This window comes from Desulfobacula sp. (genome assembly GCF_014237455.1).
Taxonomy (GTDB): Bacteria; Desulfobacterota; Desulfobacteria; order Desulfobacterales; family Desulfobacteraceae; genus Desulfobacula.
The window spans coordinates 1-23,415 of sequence record NZ_JABZFL010000061.1; the positions used below are offsets into that span (position 1 = coordinate 1).

15 protein-coding genes and 3 pseudogenes are annotated in these 23,415 nt (G+C 43.8%); 14 read left to right on the plus strand and 4 right to left on the minus strand.

Annotated features, from left to right (window positions below):
• Positions 1 to 70 precede the first annotated feature (70 nt).
• On the minus strand, positions 71 to 904 hold the full coding sequence (locus HGJ91_RS08955; protein ID WP_291347378.1) for a TrmB family transcriptional regulator: 834 nt from the start codon (positions 902 to 904) through the stop codon (positions 71 to 73).
• Between the two features lie 168 nt (positions 905 to 1,072).
• On the opposite strand from HGJ91_RS08955, the pseudogene HGJ91_RS08960 reads away from it, so the two are divergent.
• A pseudogene (locus HGJ91_RS08960) lies at positions 1,073 to 2,545 on the plus strand (trimethylamine methyltransferase family protein).
• 42 nt (positions 2,546 to 2,587) lie between these two features.
• A complete protein-coding gene (locus HGJ91_RS08965; protein ID WP_291347379.1) occupies positions 2,588 to 5,053 on the plus strand; it encodes an FAD-dependent oxidoreductase in 2,466 nt (821 codons plus the stop codon).
• A gap of 109 nt (positions 5,054 to 5,162) precedes the next feature.
• On the opposite strand, the gene HGJ91_RS08970 is transcribed toward HGJ91_RS08965, so the two are convergent.
• Positions 5,163 to 5,624 carry a thioesterase family protein gene (locus HGJ91_RS08970; protein ID WP_291347380.1) on the minus strand — a complete coding sequence of 154 codons (462 nt, stop codon included), beginning with the start codon at positions 5,622 to 5,624 and terminating at the stop codon, positions 5,163 to 5,165.
• 29 nt (positions 5,625 to 5,653) lie between these two features.
• A complete protein-coding gene (locus tag HGJ91_RS08975; protein WP_291347381.1) occupies positions 5,654 to 5,806 on the minus strand; it encodes a hypothetical protein in 153 nt (50 codons plus the stop codon).
• 351 nt (positions 5,807 to 6,157) lie between these two features.
• Here HGJ91_RS08975 and HGJ91_RS08980 point away from each other — a divergent pair, with 351 nt between their 5' ends.
• The 10 genes and pseudogenes from HGJ91_RS08980 (at position 6,158) to HGJ91_RS09025 (ending at position 19,106) form a co-directional block, all read left to right on the plus strand.
• Positions 6,158 to 7,114 carry a glycine betaine ABC transporter substrate-binding protein gene (locus HGJ91_RS08980; protein ID WP_291347382.1) on the plus strand — a complete coding sequence of 319 codons (957 nt, stop codon included), beginning with the start codon at positions 6,158 to 6,160 and terminating at the stop codon, positions 7,112 to 7,114.
• Between the two features lie 111 nt (positions 7,115 to 7,225).
• Positions 7,226 to 8,449: a glycine betaine/L-proline ABC transporter ATP-binding protein gene (locus tag HGJ91_RS08985; RefSeq protein ID WP_291347383.1), complete on the plus strand. Its 1,224-nt coding sequence runs from the start codon at positions 7,226 to 7,228 to the stop codon at positions 8,447 to 8,449.
• Between the two features lie 19 nt (positions 8,450 to 8,468).
• Positions 8,469 to 9,323, plus strand: a complete 855-nt coding sequence (locus tag HGJ91_RS08990; protein ID WP_291347384.1) for a proline/glycine betaine ABC transporter permease — start codon at positions 8,469 to 8,471, stop codon at positions 9,321 to 9,323.
• 40 nt (positions 9,324 to 9,363) lie between these two features.
• Positions 9,364 to 10,851: pseudogene (locus HGJ91_RS08995) on the plus strand (trimethylamine methyltransferase family protein).
• A gap of 134 nt (positions 10,852 to 10,985) precedes the next feature.
• Complete coding sequence (locus HGJ91_RS09000) at positions 10,986 to 12,479, plus strand: trimethylamine methyltransferase family protein (RefSeq protein ID WP_291347385.1); 1,494 nt, start codon at positions 10,986 to 10,988, stop codon at positions 12,477 to 12,479.
• Positions 12,480 to 12,482: 3 nt separating this feature from the next.
• Positions 12,483 to 13,487 (plus strand): uroporphyrinogen decarboxylase family protein, encoded by a 1,005-nt coding sequence (locus HGJ91_RS09005; RefSeq protein ID WP_291347386.1) that lies wholly within the window; start codon positions 12,483 to 12,485, stop codon positions 13,485 to 13,487.
• Positions 13,488 to 13,590: 103 nt separating this feature from the next.
• The gene (gabT, locus tag HGJ91_RS09010; RefSeq protein ID WP_291347387.1) at positions 13,591 to 14,853 is read left to right on the plus strand and encodes a 4-aminobutyrate--2-oxoglutarate transaminase; all 1,263 of its coding nucleotides are present in this window, start codon (positions 13,591 to 13,593) and stop codon (positions 14,851 to 14,853) included.
• A gap of 23 nt (positions 14,854 to 14,876) precedes the next feature.
• Positions 14,877 to 16,625 carry an aldehyde ferredoxin oxidoreductase family protein gene (locus HGJ91_RS09015; protein WP_291347388.1) on the plus strand — a complete coding sequence of 583 codons (1,749 nt, stop codon included), beginning with the start codon at positions 14,877 to 14,879 and terminating at the stop codon, positions 16,623 to 16,625.
• A 171-nt stretch (positions 16,626 to 16,796) separates the two neighbouring features.
• Positions 16,797 to 17,609: an alpha/beta hydrolase gene (locus HGJ91_RS09020; protein WP_291347389.1), complete on the plus strand. Its 813-nt coding sequence runs from the start codon at positions 16,797 to 16,799 to the stop codon at positions 17,607 to 17,609.
• A gap of 42 nt (positions 17,610 to 17,651) precedes the next feature.
• Positions 17,652 to 19,106, plus strand: coding sequence for a trimethylamine methyltransferase family protein (locus tag HGJ91_RS09025; RefSeq protein WP_291347390.1), 1,455 nt, complete (start codon positions 17,652 to 17,654; stop codon positions 19,104 to 19,106).
• A gap of 56 nt (positions 19,107 to 19,162) precedes the next feature.
• Here HGJ91_RS09025 and HGJ91_RS09030 read toward each other — a convergent pair whose 3' ends face one another.
• Positions 19,163 to 20,203 carry a LacI family DNA-binding transcriptional regulator gene (locus HGJ91_RS09030; RefSeq protein ID WP_291347391.1) on the minus strand — a complete coding sequence of 347 codons (1,041 nt, stop codon included), beginning with the start codon at positions 20,201 to 20,203 and terminating at the stop codon, positions 19,163 to 19,165.
• A 343-nt stretch (positions 20,204 to 20,546) separates the two neighbouring features.
• Between HGJ91_RS09030 and HGJ91_RS09035 the strand changes: the two genes are divergently transcribed.
• Together HGJ91_RS09035 and HGJ91_RS09040 are read left to right on the plus strand one after the other, a co-directional pair.
• Complete coding sequence (locus HGJ91_RS09035) at positions 20,547 to 22,994, plus strand: FAD-dependent oxidoreductase (RefSeq protein WP_291347392.1); 2,448 nt, start codon at positions 20,547 to 20,549, stop codon at positions 22,992 to 22,994.
• Between the two features lie 79 nt (positions 22,995 to 23,073).
• Positions 23,074 to 23,415, plus strand: a pseudogene (locus HGJ91_RS09040) (electron transfer flavoprotein subunit beta/FixA family protein); the annotation flags it as partial.

Sequence of the window (23,415 nt, forward strand, 5' to 3'; positions counted from 1 at the left end):
ATTTTTTTTAGACAGCAGCCAGGCGGCATAGATACCACTGAGACCACCTCCGATAATTATGGTATCAACGTCAAATATCTTTCTGGACAAACTCATAGAGAGCAGTTTCCTTTTGGGTGAGTTCTTTTTTTTCATTTTGAATTTTATAAAGAAAGTAATGAAAAAAATCATGACGCAGACTGTCCCGGCCTGACAGGACAAATCTTTTATTCTGGCCCCAGTTAATAACAGAGCCTTCCTCATCACCCTCAATAAACATTCCACATAGAATTTCTTCTTTGTCCACAACAATATCAAAGAACCTGGTGTTTGAATTTTGTTCATAAGGGGCAGGGCCAGGATGAATTATCTGAAGCTTAAATGTTTGAGGGACAGGTTTCATCGAAATATATTTGACCTGCACACCCCTTGATTCAGCAGCCAATAGCTTTGAATCAAGATGATGCCCTTCTTCCGGAGACAGGCGGATATAAATTTCTTTTTTTGCCTTGTCGATCATTTCTTTAGCCTTGCCCATTGCAGCAGCATATCCTTTTATGGTCCAGATGACATCCTTTTCAGGTTCCTGCTTGGCTTTTTTTATCTTTTTTTCCAGAGAAGAAAGTACGGTTTCAAAATCCTGTCGCAGCCTTCGAATAAATTCCTCGGATGGAATCGGTGTGTACATACCTTTACTCGACTCAATCACAAATCCTTTGGCTGTAAGCGTTTCTAAAACATCATATATCCTGGCTCGGGGGATGCTGGATTGACGGCTCAACTGTGATCCGTTAACCGGATGGTTTGCTGTCAGAGAAATATAGGCAGTAAGGGCATAATCTGACAGTCCAAGTTTGAATTCCGTATTTATTTTTGTCATAAAAAACCTTTGATCCGGCTTTTTAGGATAAGCCGGATATATCATTTTTCTCCTTTTATATCCGCCAGTTTCTTTGAACTTGACATAAATATAGAGAGTTTGCTAAAGAAAAACAAGAATAATGTTACCCTGTCAGTAGTAACATTTATTTTTTTAAATTTGTATAATGAGGCCTATAATTATTAACTAAAACAGTTGAGAGGTATCAACCATATGAAACGTAATTTTCATGCCGGAAGGCAACTGAGTTCCGGATTGAGTCTCAATATTCTAACAGATGACGAGTTGGATGAGATTCACTATGGAACCCTTGAAGTTCTGAATGAAACAGGTGTTTTTATAGAAGATGAAAATGCTTTGGATTGTTTTGAAGAGGGAGGCGCTGTTGTCAACCGCAACACAAAAATTGTAAAAATTCCGCCTTATATGGTGGAAGATGCTATTCGGTCGGCGCCTCCCAAGTTAGTGCTGTACGGCCGTGATCCCAAACATGATATTGTTCTGGAAAATACCCGGGTTTATTTTACCAATTTCAGTGAAGGCGTAATGGTAAATGATCCGTATACAGGAGAAAACAGATCTCCGGTAAAAAAGGATTTGATTGATTCTGCTATCGTCATTGATGCGCTTCCTGAAATTGATTTTTGTGAAAAAGCACTTGGGGCCCATGATGTCAATCAGGACACCGTGCCGCTCCACAACGCAGAAGCCTATCTGACCCATACCACAAAACATTGTGCCTTTGGCCCCGGGAATGGCAAATTTTTAAAGAAAATTATTAAAATGGGTGAAGCCATTGCCGGCGGTGTAAAAGAATTTAAAAAACGTCCTATTGTTTCTTTTACAACCTGCCCGGTAAGTCCGTTGAAATTGATCTCCGACTGTTGTGAGATTATCATGGAAGCCGCACGAAATAATGTGGTCTGTAATATTTTATCCATGGCCATGGCAGGGGGCACATCCCCTGTAACCCTGGCAGGTACATTGGTGAATCATAATGCTGAAGTCCTTTCAGGCATTACACTGGCACAGCTTACCCGGAAAGGAACTCCTGTTATTTACGGCAGTTCCACCACCTCCATGGATCTGAAACTGGCATCCGCCAGCGTGGGTACACCCGAGTGTGCGGTGATCAGTGGAGCAGTGGCCCGGCTTGCCCGATATTATGCCTTGCCCAGTTATGTGGCTGGTCAGTAGGGCGACAGTAAAATATCTGATACCCAGACTGGCCATGAGAAAACACTCACCGGACTTATACCCGCATTGGCAGGTGCCAATATGATTTACGGTTCGGGCATGCTGGAAAGCGGTATCACTTTTGATTACGGTCAACTGGTTTTAGATTGTGAGTTTGCGCGTATGATTAAGCATACGATTCAGGGGATTCCTGTCAATGATGAAACACTTGCCATCGACACTATCAAGGAGATAGGTCCGGGCAAAGATTTTCTCATGCACAAACATACATTCAAGCATATGAGAGAACAGTCAAAGCCTGAATTGATTGATCGCAAAATGCGGGGAACATGGGAAAAGGCAGGTGAAAAAACTGCGTATGAAAGAGCTATGGTAAAGGTTAGACACATCCTGGAAAATCATACGCCTGATCCGCTTTCAGATGATATTCTGGCAACAATTCGATCCATTGTTGTAGAAGCGGAAAAAGAAATGGGTATTAAATCTTAAAGCAAATATTTAAGTGGAAGAATTAAGAAAGAAGGAACTTCAATGGGAAAAAAAAATATAAACCTGCCGAAACACGCAAATGTGGTCATTATCGGTGGCGGAATAATTGGCTGTTCTATTGCCTATCACTTGGGCCATATGGGCTGCAAAGAGGTGGTGCTTTTAGAACGCGATGAATTGACCTCAGGAACAACCTGGCACGCAGCCGGTCTGATGGTGACGTTTGGATCATTGTCCGAGACAGCATGTGAAATGCGCCTGTATGGCAGGGATCTTTATACCCGGCTTGAGGCTGAAACCGGATTGTCAACCGGGTTCAAACCCGTGGGGTTTATTGAAGCCGCCAGTAATAAAGATCGATTGGAAGAGTACCGCCGTGTGGCTGAATTTAATCGATATTGCGGGATTGATGTTCATGAAATATCACCCAAAGAGATCAAGGACCTCTTCCCCCTTGCCCGGGTAGATGATCTGCTGGCAGGTTTCTATGTTAAAGAAGATGGTCGTGTAAATCCTGTGGACGGGACCATGGCACTGGCCAAAGGCGCCCGGAACCAGGGGGTAAACATCATTGAAGGTGTTGCCTCCACCGGAGTTATAAAGAAAAACGGAGTTGTTACCGGAGTAAAAACACTCCATGGAGATATAAAGGCTGATGTTGTCGTCAATTGTGCCGGCATGTGGGCTCGACAGATCGGTGAGGTCGACGGCATTAATATCCCCAATCAGGCAGCAGAGCATTATTATCTCATCACGGAAGAGATGGATGATATCCCGAAAAATATGCCCATACTTGAAGATCCGTCTCATTATGGATATTATCGCGAGGAGGTGGGTGGCCTCATGATCGGGTTATTTGAGCCGAAATGTGCTCCCTGGAAAATAAAACGGGTTCCCGAAAGTTTTTCCTTTGGTGAGATTGAACCGGATTGGGACCGCATGGGACCCTTTCTGGAAAAAGCAATGTCACGGGTACCCATCACCACCGAACTCGGCATAAAGAAATTTTTCTGTGGCCCGGAAAGTTTTACAGCCGATCTTTCAGCCATAATTGGTGAGGCGCCTGAATTAAAAAATTATTTTGTCACGGCCGGATTAAACTCTGTGGGCATTATCATGGGCCCGGGACTTGGGAAGATGATGGCCCACTGGATAATGAATGGAAAACCCGATGTAGATATCACAGGATTTAATATTGATCGTCTGCACACCTATCAGAATAACCCGGAATACAGAAGACACAGGACGGTTGAATCTCTTGGCACGGTTTATAAATGTCATTATCCCTATAAATCCATGCAGACTGCAAGGGGGGCTAAAAAATCCGCTGTCTACGATCGTCTGAAGGATCAGGGGGCTTATTTCAAGGATGTCAGCGGCTGGGAAGGTGCTGACTGGTTTGCTCCACAGGGACATGAACCCAAAATTGACAAATATTCCTGGGGTAAAGATCATTGGTTTGCTTTTTGGGAAGCTGAACATAAGGCAGCTCGTGAAAATGTGATTCTTATGGATATGTCTTTTATGCCAAAATTTTACGTACAGGGCCGTGATGCGGGGAAAGTGTTAAACACTGTTTCAGCAAATGAAGTTGACAGCAAGGTCAATCAAATTACTTACACCCCATGGTTAAATGAAGACGGGAAAATCGAAACCGATTTGACGGTTGCAAAACTTGAAGAAGAAAAATATTTAGTGGTGGTGACCGATACCATGCATCGACATGCTGAAACCTGGTTAAAGAGAAACATTCCCGATAATGCCCATGCCTTTGTTACTGATATGACGTCCGCTTTTGCTCAATTAAATATTCAGGGACCAAAATCCCGTGATCTGTTACAGTCTATCACTGCTACAGATGTATCAAATGAGGCATTCCCCTATCGGCATGTACAGGAAATTGCCATTGGTTATGCCCGCGCGATTTGTATCCGGATTACTTATTTAGGTGAGCTGGGGTATGAACTTTTCATCCCAACGGAACAGGCGGCCCATGTTTACGACTGTATAGTTGAAGCCGGAGATAAGTTCAATCTCTGTCATGCGGGACTTAAAGCGCTTGCCAGTTTAAGAATGGAGAAAGGGTATCGGGATTACGGACATGACATGGACAACACGGATGATCCTTATGAAGTAGGATTAGGGTTTACTATTAAATTAGATAAACCTTCCGGATTTATTGGTAAAGAGGCCTGTGTTAAGAAAAAAGCGAAAGGAAAGATGACAAGGCGTCTGGCCCAGGTACTGGTGAAAGATCCGGAGCCCTTATTATTTCACGCTGAAATTGTCAGCAGAAATGGAAAACCTGTGGGCTATGTCAGTTCAGCCTCATATGGGTTTACCCTTGGTGGAGCTGTTGGACTATTTATGATTGAGGCTGATGAACCGGTTGATGACAATTATATTGCCGCAGGAAATTGGGAGATTAATATTGCCGGGAAAATGTATCCTGCCAAAGTATCGTTGTCATCCCTTTATGATCCGAAAAATGAGAAGATAAAGGGTTAGAAAGATAGCCCTCTGTGTCAGGAAAGAAGTCGCCTCAATTGAAAAATAAAATTGGGGCATTGAGGTGACAAATATGGCTTAACTCCGTCTTCAGTTTTTTGGGGGAGGATCACCTTTCTATTGCCTTTTTAAAACCTTCCGGCAATGGAGCCGGATTTTCTGTTTTTTTATTTACTACGACGGCAACAATTCGACCAGTTGCTGCAACGTTACCATAAGTCATATTAAAGGCTTTAAATTGGGCAGTAAAGCTTGTACGACCAAGATTTTCTATCCAAACAGTGATATTGAGGACATCTCCGTACTTTACCGGTGTTTTATACTGACTGGTTGCCTCTACATAATAAAAATTTAATTGATCCTGACAGAACATGTCAAAAGAGAAGCCGATAATCTTAAGATACTCAAGAAAAGCGGTATCAAAAAGAGTGAAATAATTACCAAAAAAAAGATGGCCATTGGCATCCATATCAGAAAATCTTAAATCCATTGGAATGGTAACCTTGTTTTTATCGTTAGGATCCCTAAACCCCGGTTGACCTGAAATACTAACTTTATTTGTTTTTTTCATAGGTAATATTACCACATAATTTTGTGATTTTACATTGTTTTTGCAAATTTACTGGCAGAATCAGCATCCGGTGCAAATCCATTTGCACCAATCTCATGAAGGCCCCCCTTTACTGTACCGATGAGTACGTTTGTTCCGCTTGCCGTCTCATTTTCCTCCTTATAGTATACTGACAGCACCATAATTGGGTCCATCAAAATTTACTTTATCGTTCAAGTAAATTTTACGTTATATTAAAAAAAAACAGGTTGTCAAGATTTTTTTAATTCATTAGATTTGTATAGATTAAGGTGTTATGTATGATCCTATCTATCCTTTAATAGCTCTTTTAATATAATATTAAATTTTTTCCAAAATAAATTCTTGACAAAATAGATTATATGAACTTAACTAACTTAAACGATTAATCAAAATGTGAGTTTGGAATTAAAAATTTAATCGAATAAAAAGGAGGTGCTACGACATAAAAACAAACAAAAACAAGTCGGGGTCTGAATTAATAACAAAATTTAAAAAATGAAGGGGAATACAAAATGCCTAAATTAAAAAAAACTATGATGATGGTTTTATTGATAGTTGCAAGTATTATTTTTGCCATGGGAACATCCTGGGCTGCCAGGAAGAACGTAATCATTTCGGAACAAAGCTGGACCGGATCTACGGTGATTTGCCATGTGATGAAATATGCGATTGAAAAGAACTTAAATATCCCTGTTAAAGTCACTCAACTCAACGGCGCTGTTACCTGGGTTGGCATGGACAAAGGTGATGTGGATGTTTTTTCTGATATCTGGGAGACGGCTGAAGCAGGCGGTATTGATAAATATACCAAAGAAAAAAAATCCTGTGAAGTGGTGCTGAGCTACCCCAATGCACCCCAGGGCTGGTATATTCCCAAGTTTGTTGCTGATGAACACGGGATCAAAACCATTGATGACTTAAAAGGCAAAGAAAAACTCTTTGATATTGACAGCAATGGCAAGGGTGACCTGTGGGGCGGGCCCACCAGCTGGAAAATGAATGAAATCACTTCCGTTAGAATCCGGGATTACGGACTTGACTTTGAAAATCTGGGTGTAGAGCAGTGGGCATGGCTTGCCACCTTGAAATCCGCCATCCTCAAGAAAAAACCCGTCATTTTCTACTATTGGGAACCCGAATGGCTTTTCAGTGAGTATGACCTGGTAAAAATTGAAGAGCCTGCCTATGACCCTGCAAAATGGAAATTTGTCCAGAAACATCCTGAACAGAGCAAAATTACTTGTGAAATCCAACCCACCAACGTATGGGTTGGCATCAGTAAAAAAATGGAAAAAAGACTCCCAAAAGCCTACCAGTTCTTTAAAAACTGGTCTATCCCCATTGGTGAAGTCAATGAACTCATCGCCATGGTGACAGACCTGGACGGCAAACCAAAGATGAGCGGGCCGGAAGCAGCTAAAAAATGGGTTGAAGACAATCCTGAAATTGTGAATGCCTGGCTTAAATAAAGATATTTAGTAAATCTGGATCAATATGCCATGGTTTTATTTATAGCCCATGGCATATTACCCAGGCAGGATTCAAAAATTCAAACAATACATTAATACAAAAGGATCTCCATGGGTGATGAAACAAGTTCAAAGATAAAAATCAAATGTGAAGATGTCTGGAAAATTTTCGGGGATGGAGCCGAAGACATCATTAAAAATTGGGACCAGTACAAGGACATGAACAAAGTTGAACGTCTTGAAAAGACCGGCTGCGTAGCGGGAACCCGGCAGGCGTCATTTAAGGTTGCTGAAGGGGAGATTTTTTGTCTTATGGGGCTTTCCGGGAGCGGCAAATCAACCTTGCTGCGGTGCATCAACCGTCTCCATGAGCCCACGGCAGGCAAGGTGTTTATTGACAACCAGGATATCACCGCCCTGCCCGCCCCGGAACTAAGAGACGTACGGCGGAAAAAAATCGGCATGGTTTTCCAGCATTTTGCGCTGCTGCCCCACAGAAGGCTTGTGAAGAATGCAGCCTTTGGGCTGGAAATACAGGGGATGGAGAAAAAAGAGCGGGAAAAAAAAGCCTATGAAGCTCTGGAATTAGTGGGGTTAAAAGGATGGGAAAAAAGTTATCCCTATGAGCTGAGCGGTGGTATGCAGCAACGGGTGGGGCTTGCCAGGGCTCTAGCCACAAATCCGGAAATCCTGCTGATGGATGAAGCCTTCAGTGCCCTGGATCCTATGATAAAACGACAAATGCAGGATGAATTTGTAAAATTAATCAAAAAAGTTAAAAAAACCATTGTATTTGTCACCCATGACCTGCACGAGGCATTGAAACTTGCCAACCATATCGCCATTATGAAAGATGGGGCTATCGTGCAGCAGGGCACACCGGCGCAAATTGTCCTAAATCCTGCAAAAGGATATGTTGAAGAATTTGTAAAAGATCTTCCCAAAACAAAATTCATCACAGCACAGGATATCATGCAAAAGCTTGACAAGTGGGTAATGCCTGTTGGGTCCTCCAGTGAGGAGGTGACCAATAAAATGAATGAAAATAATCTTCGATATATCTTTTTAGTGGATGAAAACCAAAAGATACAGGATACAGTGGACTATTTCAATCTTACACTTCTCGATGGGTTTTTTAAATCCATTGAAGATATTCCTAAAAATAAGCGTCCTACCCATTATCCTACTATCAGTGTTTCAAGTGATACATTTTTAGAGTCACTGCTTGACCAGGCTGCGGATACCAAGGTTCCCATAGTGGTCAATGACAGCCAGGGTAAACTCCAGGGAGTTATTTCCAGGGAAACAATACTGTCATCTTTACAATCCGCTTAAATTTTAAGGAGTTTAAATTATGAATTTTCCCATAAGAATACCCCTGGGACATTGGGCAGAAATTTTTGTCAACTGGTTGACTGAAAATTTTTCAAGTGTGTTTGATTCCATTAAAGTCGTAGTCGAGTTTTTACTGGTTCAGTTGGACAGTTTTTTTGTCTGGGTGCCCTGGCCTGTTGCATTGATAGGCCTCGCTGTCGTCGGGTGGATCGTTGCCGGTCGAAGGGTTGGTATCCTTACTGCCGTATGTCTTTTCAGCCTTGGATGCCTGGACCTGTGGACCATTGGTATGAGTACCCTGGCCTTAGTTACCACGGCTGTATTTATTTCTGTTTTATTTGGGCTTCCCATGGGAATTCTTGCTGCAAAAAACCCCAGGTTTGATATCATCCTCAAGCCGATTCTAGATGGTATGCAGACCATTCCCAGTTTTGTATATTTGATTCCTGCGATCATGTTTTTCGGTATTGGTAATGTGCCGGGTATTATTGCAACCGTGATTTTTGCCCTGCCTCCCATGGTCAGACTGACAAGCCTGGGTATCCAGCAGGTGGACCATGAGGTGGTGGAAGCAGGAACTGCCTTTGGCTGTACACCGGTCCAGCTGTTGTTGAAGATCCAGCTCCCCCTTGCCATACCCAGTATCATGACCGGGGTAAATCAGACGGTAATGATGGCACTTTCCATGGTGGTGGTAGCTGCCATGATCGGCGCGGGAGGACTGGGGTCTAAAATATTATACAGTATCCAGCGTATTGACCTTGGAGTCGGTATTGAAGCCGGACTGGGCATTCTATTCATTGCCGTTGTACTGGATAGAATTCTCCAGGGAATAACCAAAAAACAGCAGGATGCAATCATGCATCAAAAATAAGATATTGGATTTAAACTTTTAATAAATCAGGAGGTTTTCTGTGAGACGTAATATCCATGCAGGGAAACTGGGGAGTGGGGGATACAGCTTAAACACCCTCACAGATGATGAACTCTATGAGATTCATATGGCTACCCTGGAAGTCCTTGAAAAAACCGGCATTTTTGTTGAGAATGAGGATGCTCTAGAAATTTTTCATGCCAATGGTGCAATAATTGACAAAAAAAAGAAGATTGTCAAGCTGCCGCCATACATGATAGAGGACACCCTTCGATGGGCACCACCAAAATTTGTCATGGCCGGTCGCAGGCCGGAAGATGATTTTGTGCTGGAAAACAACCGGGTGGGATTTACTAATTTTGGTGAAGGCATTCTGGTCAATGACCTGGATACCGGAGAACTCAGGGCTCCCACTAAAAAGGATGTGGCTTTATCGGCAAAATTAGGAGACTTTCTGAGTGAAGTATCTGTATACAACCGTGCCATGGGTGCCCATGATGTCCCGGCTGAAGTCGCACCGGTCCATAATGCGGAAGCTATTTTTAATAATACCACAAAACATGTGATGATCGGGCCTTTCAGCGGTTACCAGGCCCGGCAGATCGTTAAAATGGCCCAGGTAGTGGCCGGAGGAAAAGAGGCGTTGAGGGAAAGGCCGCTGGTATCTTTTCATACCTGCCCGGTTAGTCCCTTAAGACTTGTAAATGATACCTGCGAGGTCATCATGGAATCTGCCAAAGCCGGTATGATGGCAAATATTATCACCATGGCCATGGCAGGTGCCTCATCTTCCATACATCTTGCCGGGACCCTTGTGGACCATAATGCAGAACTTCTTGCTTCCGTAGCATTAAGCCAGTTGACAGTTAAGGGTGCCCCTATCATGTACGGCAGCTCTACAACAGCTATGGATCTGCGGTTTGCATCAGCCACTGTTGGTGCTCCGGAATGTGCCATAATTAATGCTGCTGTAGCAAGGCTCGCCAGGTATAATAGTCTGCCCAGTTTTGTTGCTGGTGCATAGGGCGACAGCAAGGTATCTGATGCCCAGTTGGGTCATGAAAAGACCCTTTCCGGACTTCTTACAGCGTTGGCAGGCGCCAACCTGATTTATGGTCTGGGAATGCTTGAAATGGGCGTCACATTCGATTACGGTCAACTGGTCATGGATAATGAATTTGCCCAAATGATCAATTATTGTGTAAATGGTATCCCCGTGAACGATGAAACCCTTTCTGTGGACGCAATCAAAGAGGTAGGATCCTTTGGCGATTTTGTCACCAGAAAAGAAACTTTCGAACATATGAGATCCATTTCACACCCCAAACTGATTGACCGAAGGGTCAGAGACAAATGGAAAGCTCAAGGGTCCAAAGATATATATCAAAGATCCCTTGAAGAGGCAAAAAAGATTCTTGAAACTCACAAACCGCCATCGTTGTCGGATGATATCAAGGCGGAACTAAGAGAGATTGTAAAAGAGACTGAAAGCCATTTAGGGGTCGATAAAACCACCCCTGAATTTTAATAGTAAATTTAAACCACCCCGGTTCTTTTACTGATGAGATACAAGTGGCTTTCAAATCTCATTGCTTCATGGGGGGAGCAAAGACATCGTTTTTGTAAAAGAGCCGGGAACAAATTGCCAAAAGAGGGTGTTCAATGACACAAACCATAAAATCGGGCCATAAAACCACATCGGGATTTTCATTACCAGTATTTACTAACGATGAGATCAAAACCCTTCATGAGGCGACACTGGAGATCCTTGAAAAAACAGGGGTGAAAGTGGAATCCGATGAGGCTCTGGAGATATTCCACGGTGCCGGTGCCGAGGTTGAAAGTGCCGGCAATGAAAATCATGGTAAGACCGGGATTGTCAAACTTTCCGGCCATCTGGTTGAAGCGTGTATCAAGTCGACACCGGGTGACATCACTTATCATGGAAGAAAACCTGAACACAGTTATCGAATTTCCCAGGGGCATGTTGGGTTTTCAACTTTTGGAGAGTGTATAAGGGTTATTGACCCTCAAACCAGACAAATCGGGCCGTCATCCAAGGCTGCCCTTGGAAAAGCCTCTCTTTTGGTTGATTACCTGGATCAGATTTCAGTTCTGGAGCGCCCCATGGGATCGCTGGAAAAACCGGCAGATACTCAGCCCCTTCATAATTTTGAGGCCATGGTATCAAACACAAGCAAACATATCTTTATGGGCTGCAACAGCAAAGAAAATGTCAGAAAAATTTTTGAACTGGCTTCGGTGTGTATGGGCGGAGCCGAAAAATTCAAGGAAAAACCTATTGTCACGGCATTTGTAACACCGACAAGTCCTTTGGAGCTGGTAAAAAACTGTTGCGATGTAATTATTGAATGTGCAAAATCCGGGGTTGGGGTCGCCCCCATTTCAATGGTGTTAAGTGGCGCCACAGCTCCAGCCACCCTTGCCGGTGCAATTATTCAGCACAATGCTGAAGTCTTAAGTGCGATTGCATTGGCACAGTTAACAAAAAAAGGAAGCCATTGTACTTATGCCAGCAGCAGTACCATTATGGATTTAAGATTCTCCACACCCGCCGTTGGCGCACCGGAATATGGGATTATCAGCGCAGGCCTTTCAAAACTTGCCCGGTTTTACGATCTGCCCTCCTGGGTTGGTGGTGGACACTCCGACTCTAAGCTTCCCGATGCTCAGGCTGCCTATGAAGCATCGCTTACTGCAACGGTCAGTGCTCTTTCAGGAGCCAATTTCATTTATGGTGCCGGATGTCTTGAGTCAGGACTCACATTTGATTTTGCAAAACTGCTCATGGATAGTGAATTGTTTAATAATATTTATAAAGTGTTAAAGGGTATTGAAATAAATAAAGAAACTCTGGCGCTTGATCTTATAAGGGAGGCAGGGCCGGCAGGTGAATTTTTAACCCGGCAGCATACCTTTGATCACATGAGACAGATGTCAACGTCTTCTTTATTCGATCGAAGGAACCGTGAAAAGTGGATGGAGGTGACCGAGGGAAAAGATCTGACAACAAGGGCCTACGAAGAGGCAAACCATATATTAAAAACCCATAAGCCATTGGAACTTCCCAAAGGGGCGGCCAAAGAAATGAAAGACATTATAAAAGATTATGAAACAGATGTGTTAAAAGGATAAACAATGACACCAAAAGAACGATTCATGAAAGCCCTTAACCTTGAAGAACCCGATCAGGTTCCCTTTGCCGACTGGGTCGATAAAGAGATTCGTCAAAAACTTGTGGAGGCCATGGGTGCAGACCGGATGGATGAAGGAGAGTTTGGTGAAGCCATTGGATTTGATGCCATTGGATATCAGGATATATATGCCTTGTCTCCAGTGTGCGATGAAACCATGACCGATGAAAAAGGAAATGTTCATTACATGGCAAAGGGGTTGATCCGCAGTGAAAAGGATCTTCAGATGATGGTATTCCCCGATCTGGCCCAAGGGAACCTGCTGGATGGTGCCAAACGCTTTGTGGACAATTATGGCAAAAAAGACCTGGCGCTGTACTGCGGGATCCGACCGGGGATTCAGCCCACCTATCTATCACTTGGCTGGATGACATTTGCAGAATCCTCCATGGGAGACCAGAAACTTATAGAGGGGATTTATGACCGCTACATTGAATGGAATTGCCGAAATGTTGAACTGCTTGAAGCCATAGGGTTTGATTTTTTCTTTCTTTATGATGATATTGCCTACAAAAAAGGTCCTATGTTCTCGCCTGTTTTTCTAAGGGAGTTTTTTATTCCCCGGTTTAAACTGCTGGCAGATAAAATTTCTATTCCGTGGGCATACCATTCCGACGGTGATCTTTCTACGATTTTTGACAACCTTCTCGGTCTGGGCATGAACTGCATCAACCCCATTGAACCCCCGTCAATGGATATTGAAAAGGTCAAGGAGAAATATGGCCATCGGGTAGCGTTATGGGGCAACATTGATCTTATCCATACACTCCCCCACGGGACCGTGGAGGAGGTAGAACAAGAGGTGAAGGAACGGATTAAAAAAATCGGTAAAGGGGGCGGGTTTATATTGGGAACCGCCAACAGCATTACCGATTTCTGCAAGGTGGAGAATATTCTTGCCATGTCAAAAGCCGTCAAAAAATATGGGAAATATCCAATTTCCTTTTAACGGGTGAACCAGGATAAACAGTATGAACAATGTCCGAGAGTATGAAGGCATCTGCCTGAAATAATAAACCAAAATATTAAATTAATTGTAAATGGAGGATATCATGACAAAAAATACTAATGAGAACTTTCGAAAACTTAGATCCGAGTATTATTCCAACGGGGTCGGCGCAGGTTCCAACAGGGTGGTTGATTCTGCCAAAGGGGCACTTCTGTACGACGTGGAAGGTAATGAATACATCGATTTCTATGGTGGAATCGGAACCATGAATGTTGGTCACTGCCATCCAAAGGTGGTTAAAGCGATTCAGGATCAGGCTGCAAAATTGACCCATTCCTGTTTTCAGGTCAATGCTTATCCCGTTGCCTTGACACTGGCAGAAAGGCTTTGCAGCCTCACACCCGGCACATTTGATAAAAAAGCTGTTTTTTTTAATAGTGGAGCGGAAGCTGTGGAGAATACCGTAAAAATAGCCAGGTATAATACCAAAAGGTCTGGAGTGGTTGTGTTTGAAAATGGATACCACGGCAGAACACTTTTGACCATGACCATGACCTCCAAAGTCAAACCCTTTAAATTCGGGTTCGGCCCATTTGCTCCTGAGGTTTATCGGATGCCTTTTGGGGACAAGGTTGGTGCAAGTGCCCTTAATGATTTTTTTATCAAGCATGTGAATCCGGAAGACATAGCTGCCGTGGTTGTGGAACCGGTCCAGGGTGAAGGCGGCTTTATTGCACCGCCGCCGGACTATTTTCAGGAGCTTGTAAAAATCTGCCGTGACAACGGGATCTTGTTTGTTTCCGATGAGATCCAAAGCGGCATGGGACGAACCGGTAAAATGTTTGCCATTGAGCACTGGGGGGTTGAGCCTGATCTTGTGGCTGTTGGTAAAAGTCTTGCTGCTGGCATACCGTTGACTGCAGTTGTGGGAAGAGCTGAACTTCTGGATGCTGTGCACACAGGTGGATTAGGGGGAACTTACAACGGAAATCCTGTTGCCTGTGCCGCAGCCCATGCCGTACTTGACATTTTTGAGACGGAAGGAATGTTGGAAAAATCCATTGCATTAGGTGAAAAAATCAGATCTAAGTTTGAAAAATGGCAAAAAGAGTTTACCAAGGTAGGTGAAGTCAGAGGAATAGGTGCCATGTCGGGTTTTGAGCTTGTAAAAGGCCCTGATATGCAGCCGGATGCTGATGCGGCACAACAACTGGTCAATTATTGCCAGGATAACGGTGCAATCGTCCTGTCCTGCGGAATTTATGGCCATGTAATCCGGTGTCTTGCACCCTTTGTCATTACTGATGAACAACTTGAAAAAGGACTTTCGATCATCGAAAACGGATTAGCCAAAATCTGTAAATAACAAAGGGCACAGAGGAGATACCCATGAAAGGATTTTATAAAAAATTATTAACAATTGACATTACCGAACAGCTATTTGAGGAAAAAACCATTCAGGAAACGGTTTTGCAACAATATTTAGGCGTCAAGGGATTGGGTGCCTACTTACTTAATAAATATAATCCTCCACAGGTACCTCCTCTAGACCCGGGCAATCATCTGATATTTTGTACAGGGCCGTCAGCAGGAAGCAGGGTATGGGGATCAAGCAGATATGGTGTATTTACTAAATCACCTTTGACTGGTTTTTTCTCTGAATCCTACTCAGGCGGCAAGGTGCCCGAGGCAATTGATGCTGCCGGGTATGATGCCATCCTAATTCACGGGCAGTCTAAAGACCCTGTGGTGCTTTCCATAGAACCGGGGCGGGTTGTTTTCAACACTGCACAAAACTTATGGGGAAAAGATACATTTGAAACCGAAGCAGCCATTGCAACGGAGTATGTAAATAAGAAAAAGAAATATAAAAAAACCGGAATTGTGGCCATTGGGCCAGCAGCTGAAAACGGGGTCAGCTTTGGCATTATCCAGAACGACAACTGGCATTGCGCAGGCCGGACTGGTGCAGGCACTGTCATGGCATCCAAAAAAATTAAAGGAATACTTTTTCAGGGAAGTAAAAAAAGAGAATACCATGATGAAGATGCCCTCAAATCATTTGCAAAGCATATTGCAGATATAGGCAGAGACCACCCCGGGGTCAAAGCCTATAAGTCAATGGGCACCTCCCAGATGGTAAAGGTATTGAACAATAACAAGGCCTTTCCCACCCAATACTGGTCAAAGGGATATTTTGATAAATGGGAGAATATAAGCGCTGATGCCCTGCACACCCAGTGTGATGTTAAACCCACGGGCTGCCTGAAATGTTTCATGGCCTGCGGCCGGCAAACCACAATATTAAGGGGACGTCACAAAGGGATGACCCTTGAGGGTCCGGAATATGAAACTATCTATGCCTTTGGAGGATTATGCCTGGTTGACAGCATTGAAGAAATCGCATTTTTCCATGTATTATGTGACCGCCTGGGAATGGATACCATCACCGCTGGCAACCTGTGCGCCTTTGCCATAGAAGCGGTAAAGCGGGGACGGGTTGACATTGATATTGATTACGGGGATGTGCACGGCATAGAAAAACTGCTTCATATGATCGCGAAAAGACAGGGACCCGGAGATATTCTGGCCCAAGGTATTAAACATGCAGCCAGACAATGGGATCTTGAAGATATAGCTGTACATGCCAAGGGCCTTGAGCCGGCAGGTTACGATCCCAGGGTACTTAAAGGGGTAGGGCTTGCCTATGGTGTGTCTGACAGGGGAGCCTGTCATTTGAGAGGTACTTTTTACAAACCAGAGCTTACCGGCATGAGTCCTCTGGATACCCTGGAAGGAAAGGCCGAGCTTTTGGTTGAGTTTGAGGATCGTTTGACCATTTTTGACACCATGGTACTGTGCCGGTTTTTCAGGGACATATACACCTGGGAAGAACTTACCGCTATGATCCATGCGTTAACAGGTCTGAAAGCTGATAAAGCTCTGCTCCAGAAAAAGGCGGGAAATATTGCCGGGGAGATAAGAAAATTTAATGTCCGGGAAGGATTGACCAGTACCGATGACCGTTTATCAAAGGGTTTGTTCAAAAAGCTTGACGACACAGGAGCTCAATTGACCCATGAAGAATATGAGTATATGTTGGCCCAGTATTATAAAATAAGAGGATGGGAATTATAGGATTTCAAATTTTTTTCAACCTTGGGCAGATTTTTGAGTCTCACCAGGGAATCCGAGCTAAATAATGAAAAAAGGGTATCTTTCCATTTATTCAAAATTGGCAACTTCACCGGATAAAGGAGCTGCTTTGGATTATAATATTGCACATGAATCTGACAGCTAAACATACCCATGCTTGAAAAGAAATATTATACAGGGAAGGTGACACTGAATTACGGGGAAGGCCTGCCAAATGGTGTTCCATTGTTACTGGTTCACGGATCTGGTTCGGTTTGGCAGGACTGGACCCCGGTAATCGACTATTTTTCAAATCTAAATCATGTTTTTGCTGTTGATTTAAGGGGATTCGGTGGATCAGATCGTATTTCCGGATCTTACAAGTTCCCTACGTTTACCAACGACATTGCAGATTTTATTAATGGTGTGATCCCGACACCCCCCATTATTGTCGGACACTCATTTGGTGCGTTGATAACAGCGGATTTAGCCCGACGATATCCAAATATTATAAAAGCCATTGTCTTAGAGGATCCTCCAGTTTCTTTGCTGGAAAACCTGGATCAATGGGAAGGATGGTCATACTTTGACATGGCCCTTGAAATGGTTAAAAAAAAGACCTCCAGACAAGAAGCTGAAACTCGTTTTATTGAGGAGGCTGGTTATTCTCCTGCTGAGGCTAAACGTGCGACCAGGAATCTTGAACAGATCGATCCTGAAATATTTGAACAGATCCTCTATCACAATATGCTTTGTTCAGGTGAGAACATGTCAGCCATTTTGAGCCGGATACAATGCCCCTGTCTTTTTATCTCATCAAACCATGCCCTAGGTTCTCTTGTAAAACCAGAAGACCTTCCAATAGTGAAAAAAAGTCTCAAAAACGGCAACATGGCCCACATAACAGATGCGGGCCATGGTATCCACATAGAATCACCGGCAGCCTATAATCAAGCATTAAGAAAATTCTTATCAGGGATGCAATAAATCCAGAAATTTATAAAGGTATAGAAATTGAAGGAGTTTATGATGAAACTTTTGAAAAAAAGATGGGAATTGGGTTCCCTGACAAGAAATGAACAAAAAGCGATTCACGAGGCATCCGTGGATATTCTGTGGAACTGTGGTATCAGAGTGGAACAGAAGGCAGCGGCAGATATTTTTGAACAAGCGGGCGCATGGGTCTCTAAAGAGGGAAAACTATACCGTATAAAACTGCCCCGTCACCTGGTTGAAGAGAGTATGAAAGCTGCCCCGGGCAGTTTTACCATGCACGCCAGGAATCCTGAGAATAGTCATGAAATAAAGGATGGCAGTCTCTCCTATGTTGCCGGGTTTGGTGAGCATATTAAAATTATTGATGGGTTTAAAAAAGAACCCCGCTCAACGACAAAACAAGACCTATTCAATATTTGTAAAATTCAAGATAAAAGTGGTGTGTTTAAAATGGCCAACAGGGCTGCCTGCTCAGGAGATAAGTCCAGTCAATACCAGTCTATTCATAATTTTCATGCCATGCTGCAGGGGACATCAAAACACTGTATCCTTGGCTTTAACGGGGGGAAATGTACAAAAATAATCATGGACATGGCACAAATTGTTGCCGGAGGCCCAGAGGAACTTAAGAAAGCCCCTCCGTTAACCTGTTTTGTATCACCCACAAGCCCGTTATGTCTGGTATCAGAAGCAACCGAGGCCATGATTGAAGCCATACCAAGGGGGGTTGGCATTGCCATCACGCCCATGATCCTTTCCGGCGCATCAGGGCCTGCAACACCACTTGGAACAGCCATTCAGCATAATTGTGAATTCATTATGACTATTACCTTTGCCCAGTGCATCCGCAAGGGAGCCACCTGTATCATGACCAATTGCAGTACCATGATGGACCTGCGGAAAGCGATTGCACCTGTGGGTGTCGTGGAAAAAGCATTGAATTCACTGATCACCGTCAGTATGGGTGACTATTACGATATACCGACATGGGCCGGCGCCGGTGCAACAGACAGTAAACTTCCGGATGCCCAGATGGGGTGTGATTTTTCACTGACAGCACTGCCTGCCACATTGGCCGGTGCCAATGTGGTTTATGGACTGGGTGCTGTAGACTCTCTTATCACATTTGATTATGCTGCTTTGATGATCGGCATTGAGCAGGCCGAACGATTTATAATACTCCGGCACGGTATCAGTTTTGACCCATTAAATGAAACCGTAGCGCTTATCAAAGAGATCACCGGGACTAAGGGTTCAAATAATTTTTTAGGTCATAAACACACCTTTGAACATATGAGATCAATGAGTACCGGGGAATTGTTTAATAGAGACAATAGAGAAAAGTGGATGAAAAATGGTCCCATTGATATCTCGGAAAGGGCGTATCTGAAAGCCGCGTCAATTATTGCCGAACATGAGCCGGACCCCATGCCGCTCGATATTGCGTCAGCGCTTGAGACAATTATCAATCAACTTGAAAACGGCTGATGCCTGTAAATGAAAAAAATATCAACTCCTGAAAAAGGATAGAGGTTAAGTTTTAATTATTTAACATATCCCTTCAAATGAAAACCACATGTCTTTCGAATGATCAGGTCGGATTCCATGACAATTTTGTTGCTGATACCTGAATGATCTTCGCCTTTAATTTTATTGATAAGCAACTGGGCCCCCGTGGCACCCATTTTGTACTGGTTTTGACGAATGGTGGTCAGCTCTATACCGGCCAATGAGGATATATTAATGTCATCAAGCCCGACAATTGCCAGATCATCAGGGATTTTGATCCCGATTTCATAGGCTGCCTCACGGACTCCGAGTGCCATATTGTCCCCTTGGATCAAAATGGCTGTAGGCCGATTTTTTTTTGAAAATATGGCCTTAGCTGCCTGGTAGGCACGTTCTCTGGAGAATCCACATTCAATAAACAGATCCGAAGGGATGGTCACCCCGTATTCGGTGAATGCTTCATTTGCCCCATGGGTGAGTGCGATTGCCGTGGATACATCCATGTCACCTGCAATCATGGCAATGTTTTGATGGCCCATTCGGCACAAATGCTTGGCTGCCTGATAAAAACTACCATAATCATCCACAGAAACCGAATCAATCCGATTGGCTTTTTTGGGGTTTAAAATCAAGCGGTTAACCAGCACATAGGGCATCTGAATTTCGTCCAGAGAGTCGATATTTGAATCATCCTGTGTGACAGTCGCTAGAATGATACCATCCACACCTTTTGATTTAAGGATTTCAAGGCATTTAGTTTCATTTCCTAAATTATAGTTGGTATTGAAAAGCATCATGGTATAGCCCAGTTCATTGGCTTTTTCATACACTCCCAGTGCAAGTTCCGCAGAGAACGGATCTGAGATATTGGCTATGGTTAATCCAATAGCATAGCTTTGCCTGCTGACAAGTCCCCTGGCAAAATAATTAGGCTGATACCCCATTTTTTTTGCCATCTGTACAATTTTTTTTCTGGCAGTTTTTCCCACACCAGGTTTTCCGTTTAATGCATTGGAAACTGTTGTTGTGGAGACCTTGAATTGCCTGGCAATATCTTTAATCGTCACTTTGATCATGTTGTACCTTGGTTTTGAGAAGTCACCTTATTAGTATAAACTATCATTCAATTTTACAATTTTGATCAGGATATATTTATATCCCTTTTGAGTCAATCCCCCTTTGGTAACAGTGTTTTTCCAAAGGGCATCATTGATATTACCTGAATTTATGTTCCTGATAATATTTATATGATACTTTATCGTTAAAGTATATTAAATTCAAATTTCACCATTAAAGTCAAGAAAAAATTAAATCATTTTTTTATTTATGAAATAATTTACTTGACAACAGAACTTCCATTGATTTATAGGAAGATAATATATTTAACTTAAACGTTTAAGTAAATAGAGGGAGATAAAAATGACTAAACAATTGCCAAGCCATGCTAAAGTCGTCATCATCGGTGGAGGTGTTATCGGTTGCGCCACAGCTTATCATCTCACTAAATTAGGTGTTAAGGATGTGGTCGTGCTGGAAAGAAAAGAATTAACCTGTGGTACTACCTGGGCTGCTGCCGGACTGGTGGTCCAGCTTCGCGGTACCCCTGAAATGGTTCGAATGACGCGTCATGGATATGAATTGTATCAAGAGATAGAAAAAGAGACTGGACAACCTACCGGTTTTATAAAGAGCGGTGTAATCAACATCTCCACCAATAAACACCGCGCACACGAACTTGAAATGCTGGAATCCATGTCCGAAAGTTTCGGTATCGTGAATCGTCCCATTGATATGGATGAACTCAAGAAACTCTGGCCTTTAATCAACACGGAAGATATCTTGAATGCGTATTATATGCCCAACGACGGAATTGTTAATCCTGTGGATACGGCCATGTCTATGGCTATTGGCGCCAGGAAAGGCGGCGCGCAAATTTTTGAGGATACGGATGTCCTTGATTTTGAAATGAAAAATGGCCAAGTCGTCGGCATTAAAACCGATAAAGGCGACATCAAGTGTGAATCCACTGTGTTGTGTGCTGGTATGTGGAGTCGGGAACTTGGCCGCAAGCTTGGCATCAGCGTGCCGATTCACGCTTGTCAACATATGCATTTCGTCACTCTGCCGATTGAAGGCACCTACAAGGGTATGCCTATTCTGCGCGACCAAGACGGTTGTCTCTATTTTAGAGAAGAGGTCGGCGGACTTTTAATGGGTGCATTTGAATATGGTGCGTTGCCATATGGAACAAAGGGCATACCAAGCGACTGGCAGTTCAGGGAATTGCCTGAAGATATGGATCACCTTGAACCCCTGATGGAAAATGCCATCAATCGGGTGCCGGAACTTGCGAACGCAGAGATTCGCCGTATCACCACTACTGCCGAAAGCTTTACCCCGGACAATATGTACATCATGGGCGAAGCTCCGGGAATGAAAAAGCTTTATACTGCCTGTGGAATGAACTCTTCGGGTATTCTGTGTGGAGCAGGCGTCGGTAAAAAGACTGCCGAGTGGATCGTTGAAGGATATCCCAAAAGCGGCCATATCTGGGAGGCCGACAACCGTCGCTGCTTTAGCTGGATGATGAACACCAAATGGCTCAAAGACCGGGCGCCTGAAACACCGGGTAACCTGTACGGTATCCATTTCCCCTTCAAACAGTTTGAGACGGGCAGAAATGTCCGTATGTCTCCTTTCCATGACCGCCTGTCTGAACAAGGTGCCTGTTTCGGACAATTGTTCGGATATGAACGGGCCAACTGGTTCGCGCCAAAAGGCGTTGAGCCTAAATACGAATATAGCTTCCACCGTCAGAACTGGTTTGACTATTCGGCTGCTGAACATATGGCTATCCGTGAAAATGTAGGTATCTATGACTTATCCTCCATGGCCAATTTCATCATGCAGGGCAAGGAAGCTCTTTCAGTTCTGCAAAATATTTGCGGTAACGACATAGACGCTCCCATCGGTAAGGTGGTTTATACCCAGATGCTCAACGAAAGGGGCGGTATCGAGGCCGACATCACGGTCACCAAACTTAAACAGAACAAATTTTTCATTGTCACGGCCGGCGTAACTGCCCTGAGAGATTTTGATTATATTGAGCGGGCCATTCCTGAAGGGGCACATGCTTTCCTCATCGATGTCAGTTCAGCCTATGCCATGCTCGGTGTCATGGGGCCTAACGCCAGAAAATTGATGGAAAAAGTAACCGATGCCGACCTGTCCAATGATGCTTTTCCCTATGGAACGGCTAAAGAAATTCCTGTAGGCTATGCCACACCATTGGTTGTACGGATGTCCTTTGCCGGTGAACTGGGTTGGGAGCTTTACGTTCCCACGGAATTTGCTGTTGGTATGTTCGACGCCCTGATGGAAGCAGGCAAGGAATTTAATGTCCAACAGGTCGGGCTGCACGCAGTGGATTCTCTGCGCCTTGAAAGGGGTTTCAGACACTGGCCGTCAGATATTGATCCTGAGCATACCCCGCTTGAAGCTGGATTGGGGTTTGCCGTTAAATTTGACAAAGGCGATTTTTTGGGTAAAAATGCCTTACTTAAACAAAAAAAAGAAGGCATCAAGAAAAAGCTTATGATATTCAGCATTGATGATCCTGAACCATTGATCTACCACGATGAACCTATTTACAGGGATGGTGAACTGGTCAGTGAAAACACCCATGGCGCTTACGGCCACTTGATAGGCGGGTCGGTGGGCATGTGTTATCTGAAAAATCCCGAGGGCATAAATAATGAGTGGATTACAGCAGGCAAATATGAAATCGGTGTAAACAGCAAGCGATACTCGATCACCATTCATCTGACTTCTCCTTACGATCCTAAAGGGGAGCGGGTTCGAATGTAACCGAACTATTATAAACCCTGATCATTCATAATTATATGAAGGTCATAATATAAAAAATTGCATCAGAGGATAAATAATTATGAAAATCTGTGTATGCGTAAAACATGTACCTGACACTGCAGCCACTATAAAGCTTGCTGGAGATAACGGGTTCGAAGATTCTGAAATCAAATTTGTGCCCAACCCGTATGATGAGTACGGGATTGAAGAAGCTGTCACCCTGGTTGAAAAACAGGGCGGCGAAGTGGTGATTGTGACCGTGGGCAAAGCTACAGCCGTAACAACCATCAGAGGCGCCATGTCCATGGGAGCACACAGGGCCATCCTGGTAAAAACCGACAGCCAGTTTCTGGACGCAAGTTTAACTGCCCTGGCTTTGAAAGCGGCCATGGACCAGGACGGACTGCCGGACATGATTTTT

What these genes read in the sequence shown, in the direction of transcription:
- HGJ91_RS09000 (WP_291347385.1), top strand. Translation starts at nt 10,986, where the DNA reads ATGACACAAACCATAAAATCGGGCCATAAAACCACATCGGGATTTTCA.
- HGJ91_RS08990 (WP_291347384.1), top strand. Translation starts at nt 8,469, where the DNA reads ATGAATTTTCCCATAAGAATACCCCTGGGACATTGGGCAGAAATTTTT.
- HGJ91_RS09005 (WP_291347386.1), top strand. Translation starts at nt 12,483, where the DNA reads ATGACACCAAAAGAACGATTCATGAAAGCCCTTAACCTTGAAGAACCC.
- HGJ91_RS09025 (WP_291347390.1), top strand. Translation starts at nt 17,652, where the DNA reads ATGAAACTTTTGAAAAAAAGATGGGAATTGGGTTCCCTGACAAGAAAT.
- HGJ91_RS09020 (WP_291347389.1), top strand. Translation starts at nt 16,797, where the DNA reads ATGCTTGAAAAGAAATATTATACAGGGAAGGTGACACTGAATTACGGG.
- HGJ91_RS09015 (WP_291347388.1), top strand. Translation starts at nt 14,877, where the DNA reads ATGAAAGGATTTTATAAAAAATTATTAACAATTGACATTACCGAACAG.
- HGJ91_RS08980 (WP_291347382.1), top strand. Translation starts at nt 6,158, where the DNA reads ATGCCTAAATTAAAAAAAACTATGATGATGGTTTTATTGATAGTTGCA.
- HGJ91_RS08970 (WP_291347380.1), bottom strand. Translation starts at nt 5,624, where the DNA reads ATGAAAAAAACAAATAAAGTTAGTATTTCAGGTCAACCGGGGTTTAGG.
- HGJ91_RS09030 (WP_291347391.1), bottom strand. Translation starts at nt 20,203, where the DNA reads ATGATCAAAGTGACGATTAAAGATATTGCCAGGCAATTCAAGGTCTCC.
- HGJ91_RS08985 (WP_291347383.1), top strand. Translation starts at nt 7,226, where the DNA reads ATGGGTGATGAAACAAGTTCAAAGATAAAAATCAAATGTGAAGATGTC.
- HGJ91_RS08955 (WP_291347378.1), bottom strand. Translation starts at nt 904, where the DNA reads ATGATATATCCGGCTTATCCTAAAAAGCCGGATCAAAGGTTTTTTATG.
- HGJ91_RS08975 (WP_291347381.1), bottom strand. Translation starts at nt 5,806, where the DNA reads ATGGTGCTGTCAGTATACTATAAGGAGGAAAATGAGACGGCAAGCGGA.
- HGJ91_RS08965 (WP_291347379.1), top strand. Translation starts at nt 2,588, where the DNA reads ATGGGAAAAAAAAATATAAACCTGCCGAAACACGCAAATGTGGTCATT.
- gabT (WP_291347387.1), top strand. Translation starts at nt 13,591, where the DNA reads ATGACAAAAAATACTAATGAGAACTTTCGAAAACTTAGATCCGAGTAT.
- HGJ91_RS09035 (WP_291347392.1), top strand. Translation starts at nt 20,547, where the DNA reads ATGACTAAACAATTGCCAAGCCATGCTAAAGTCGTCATCATCGGTGGA.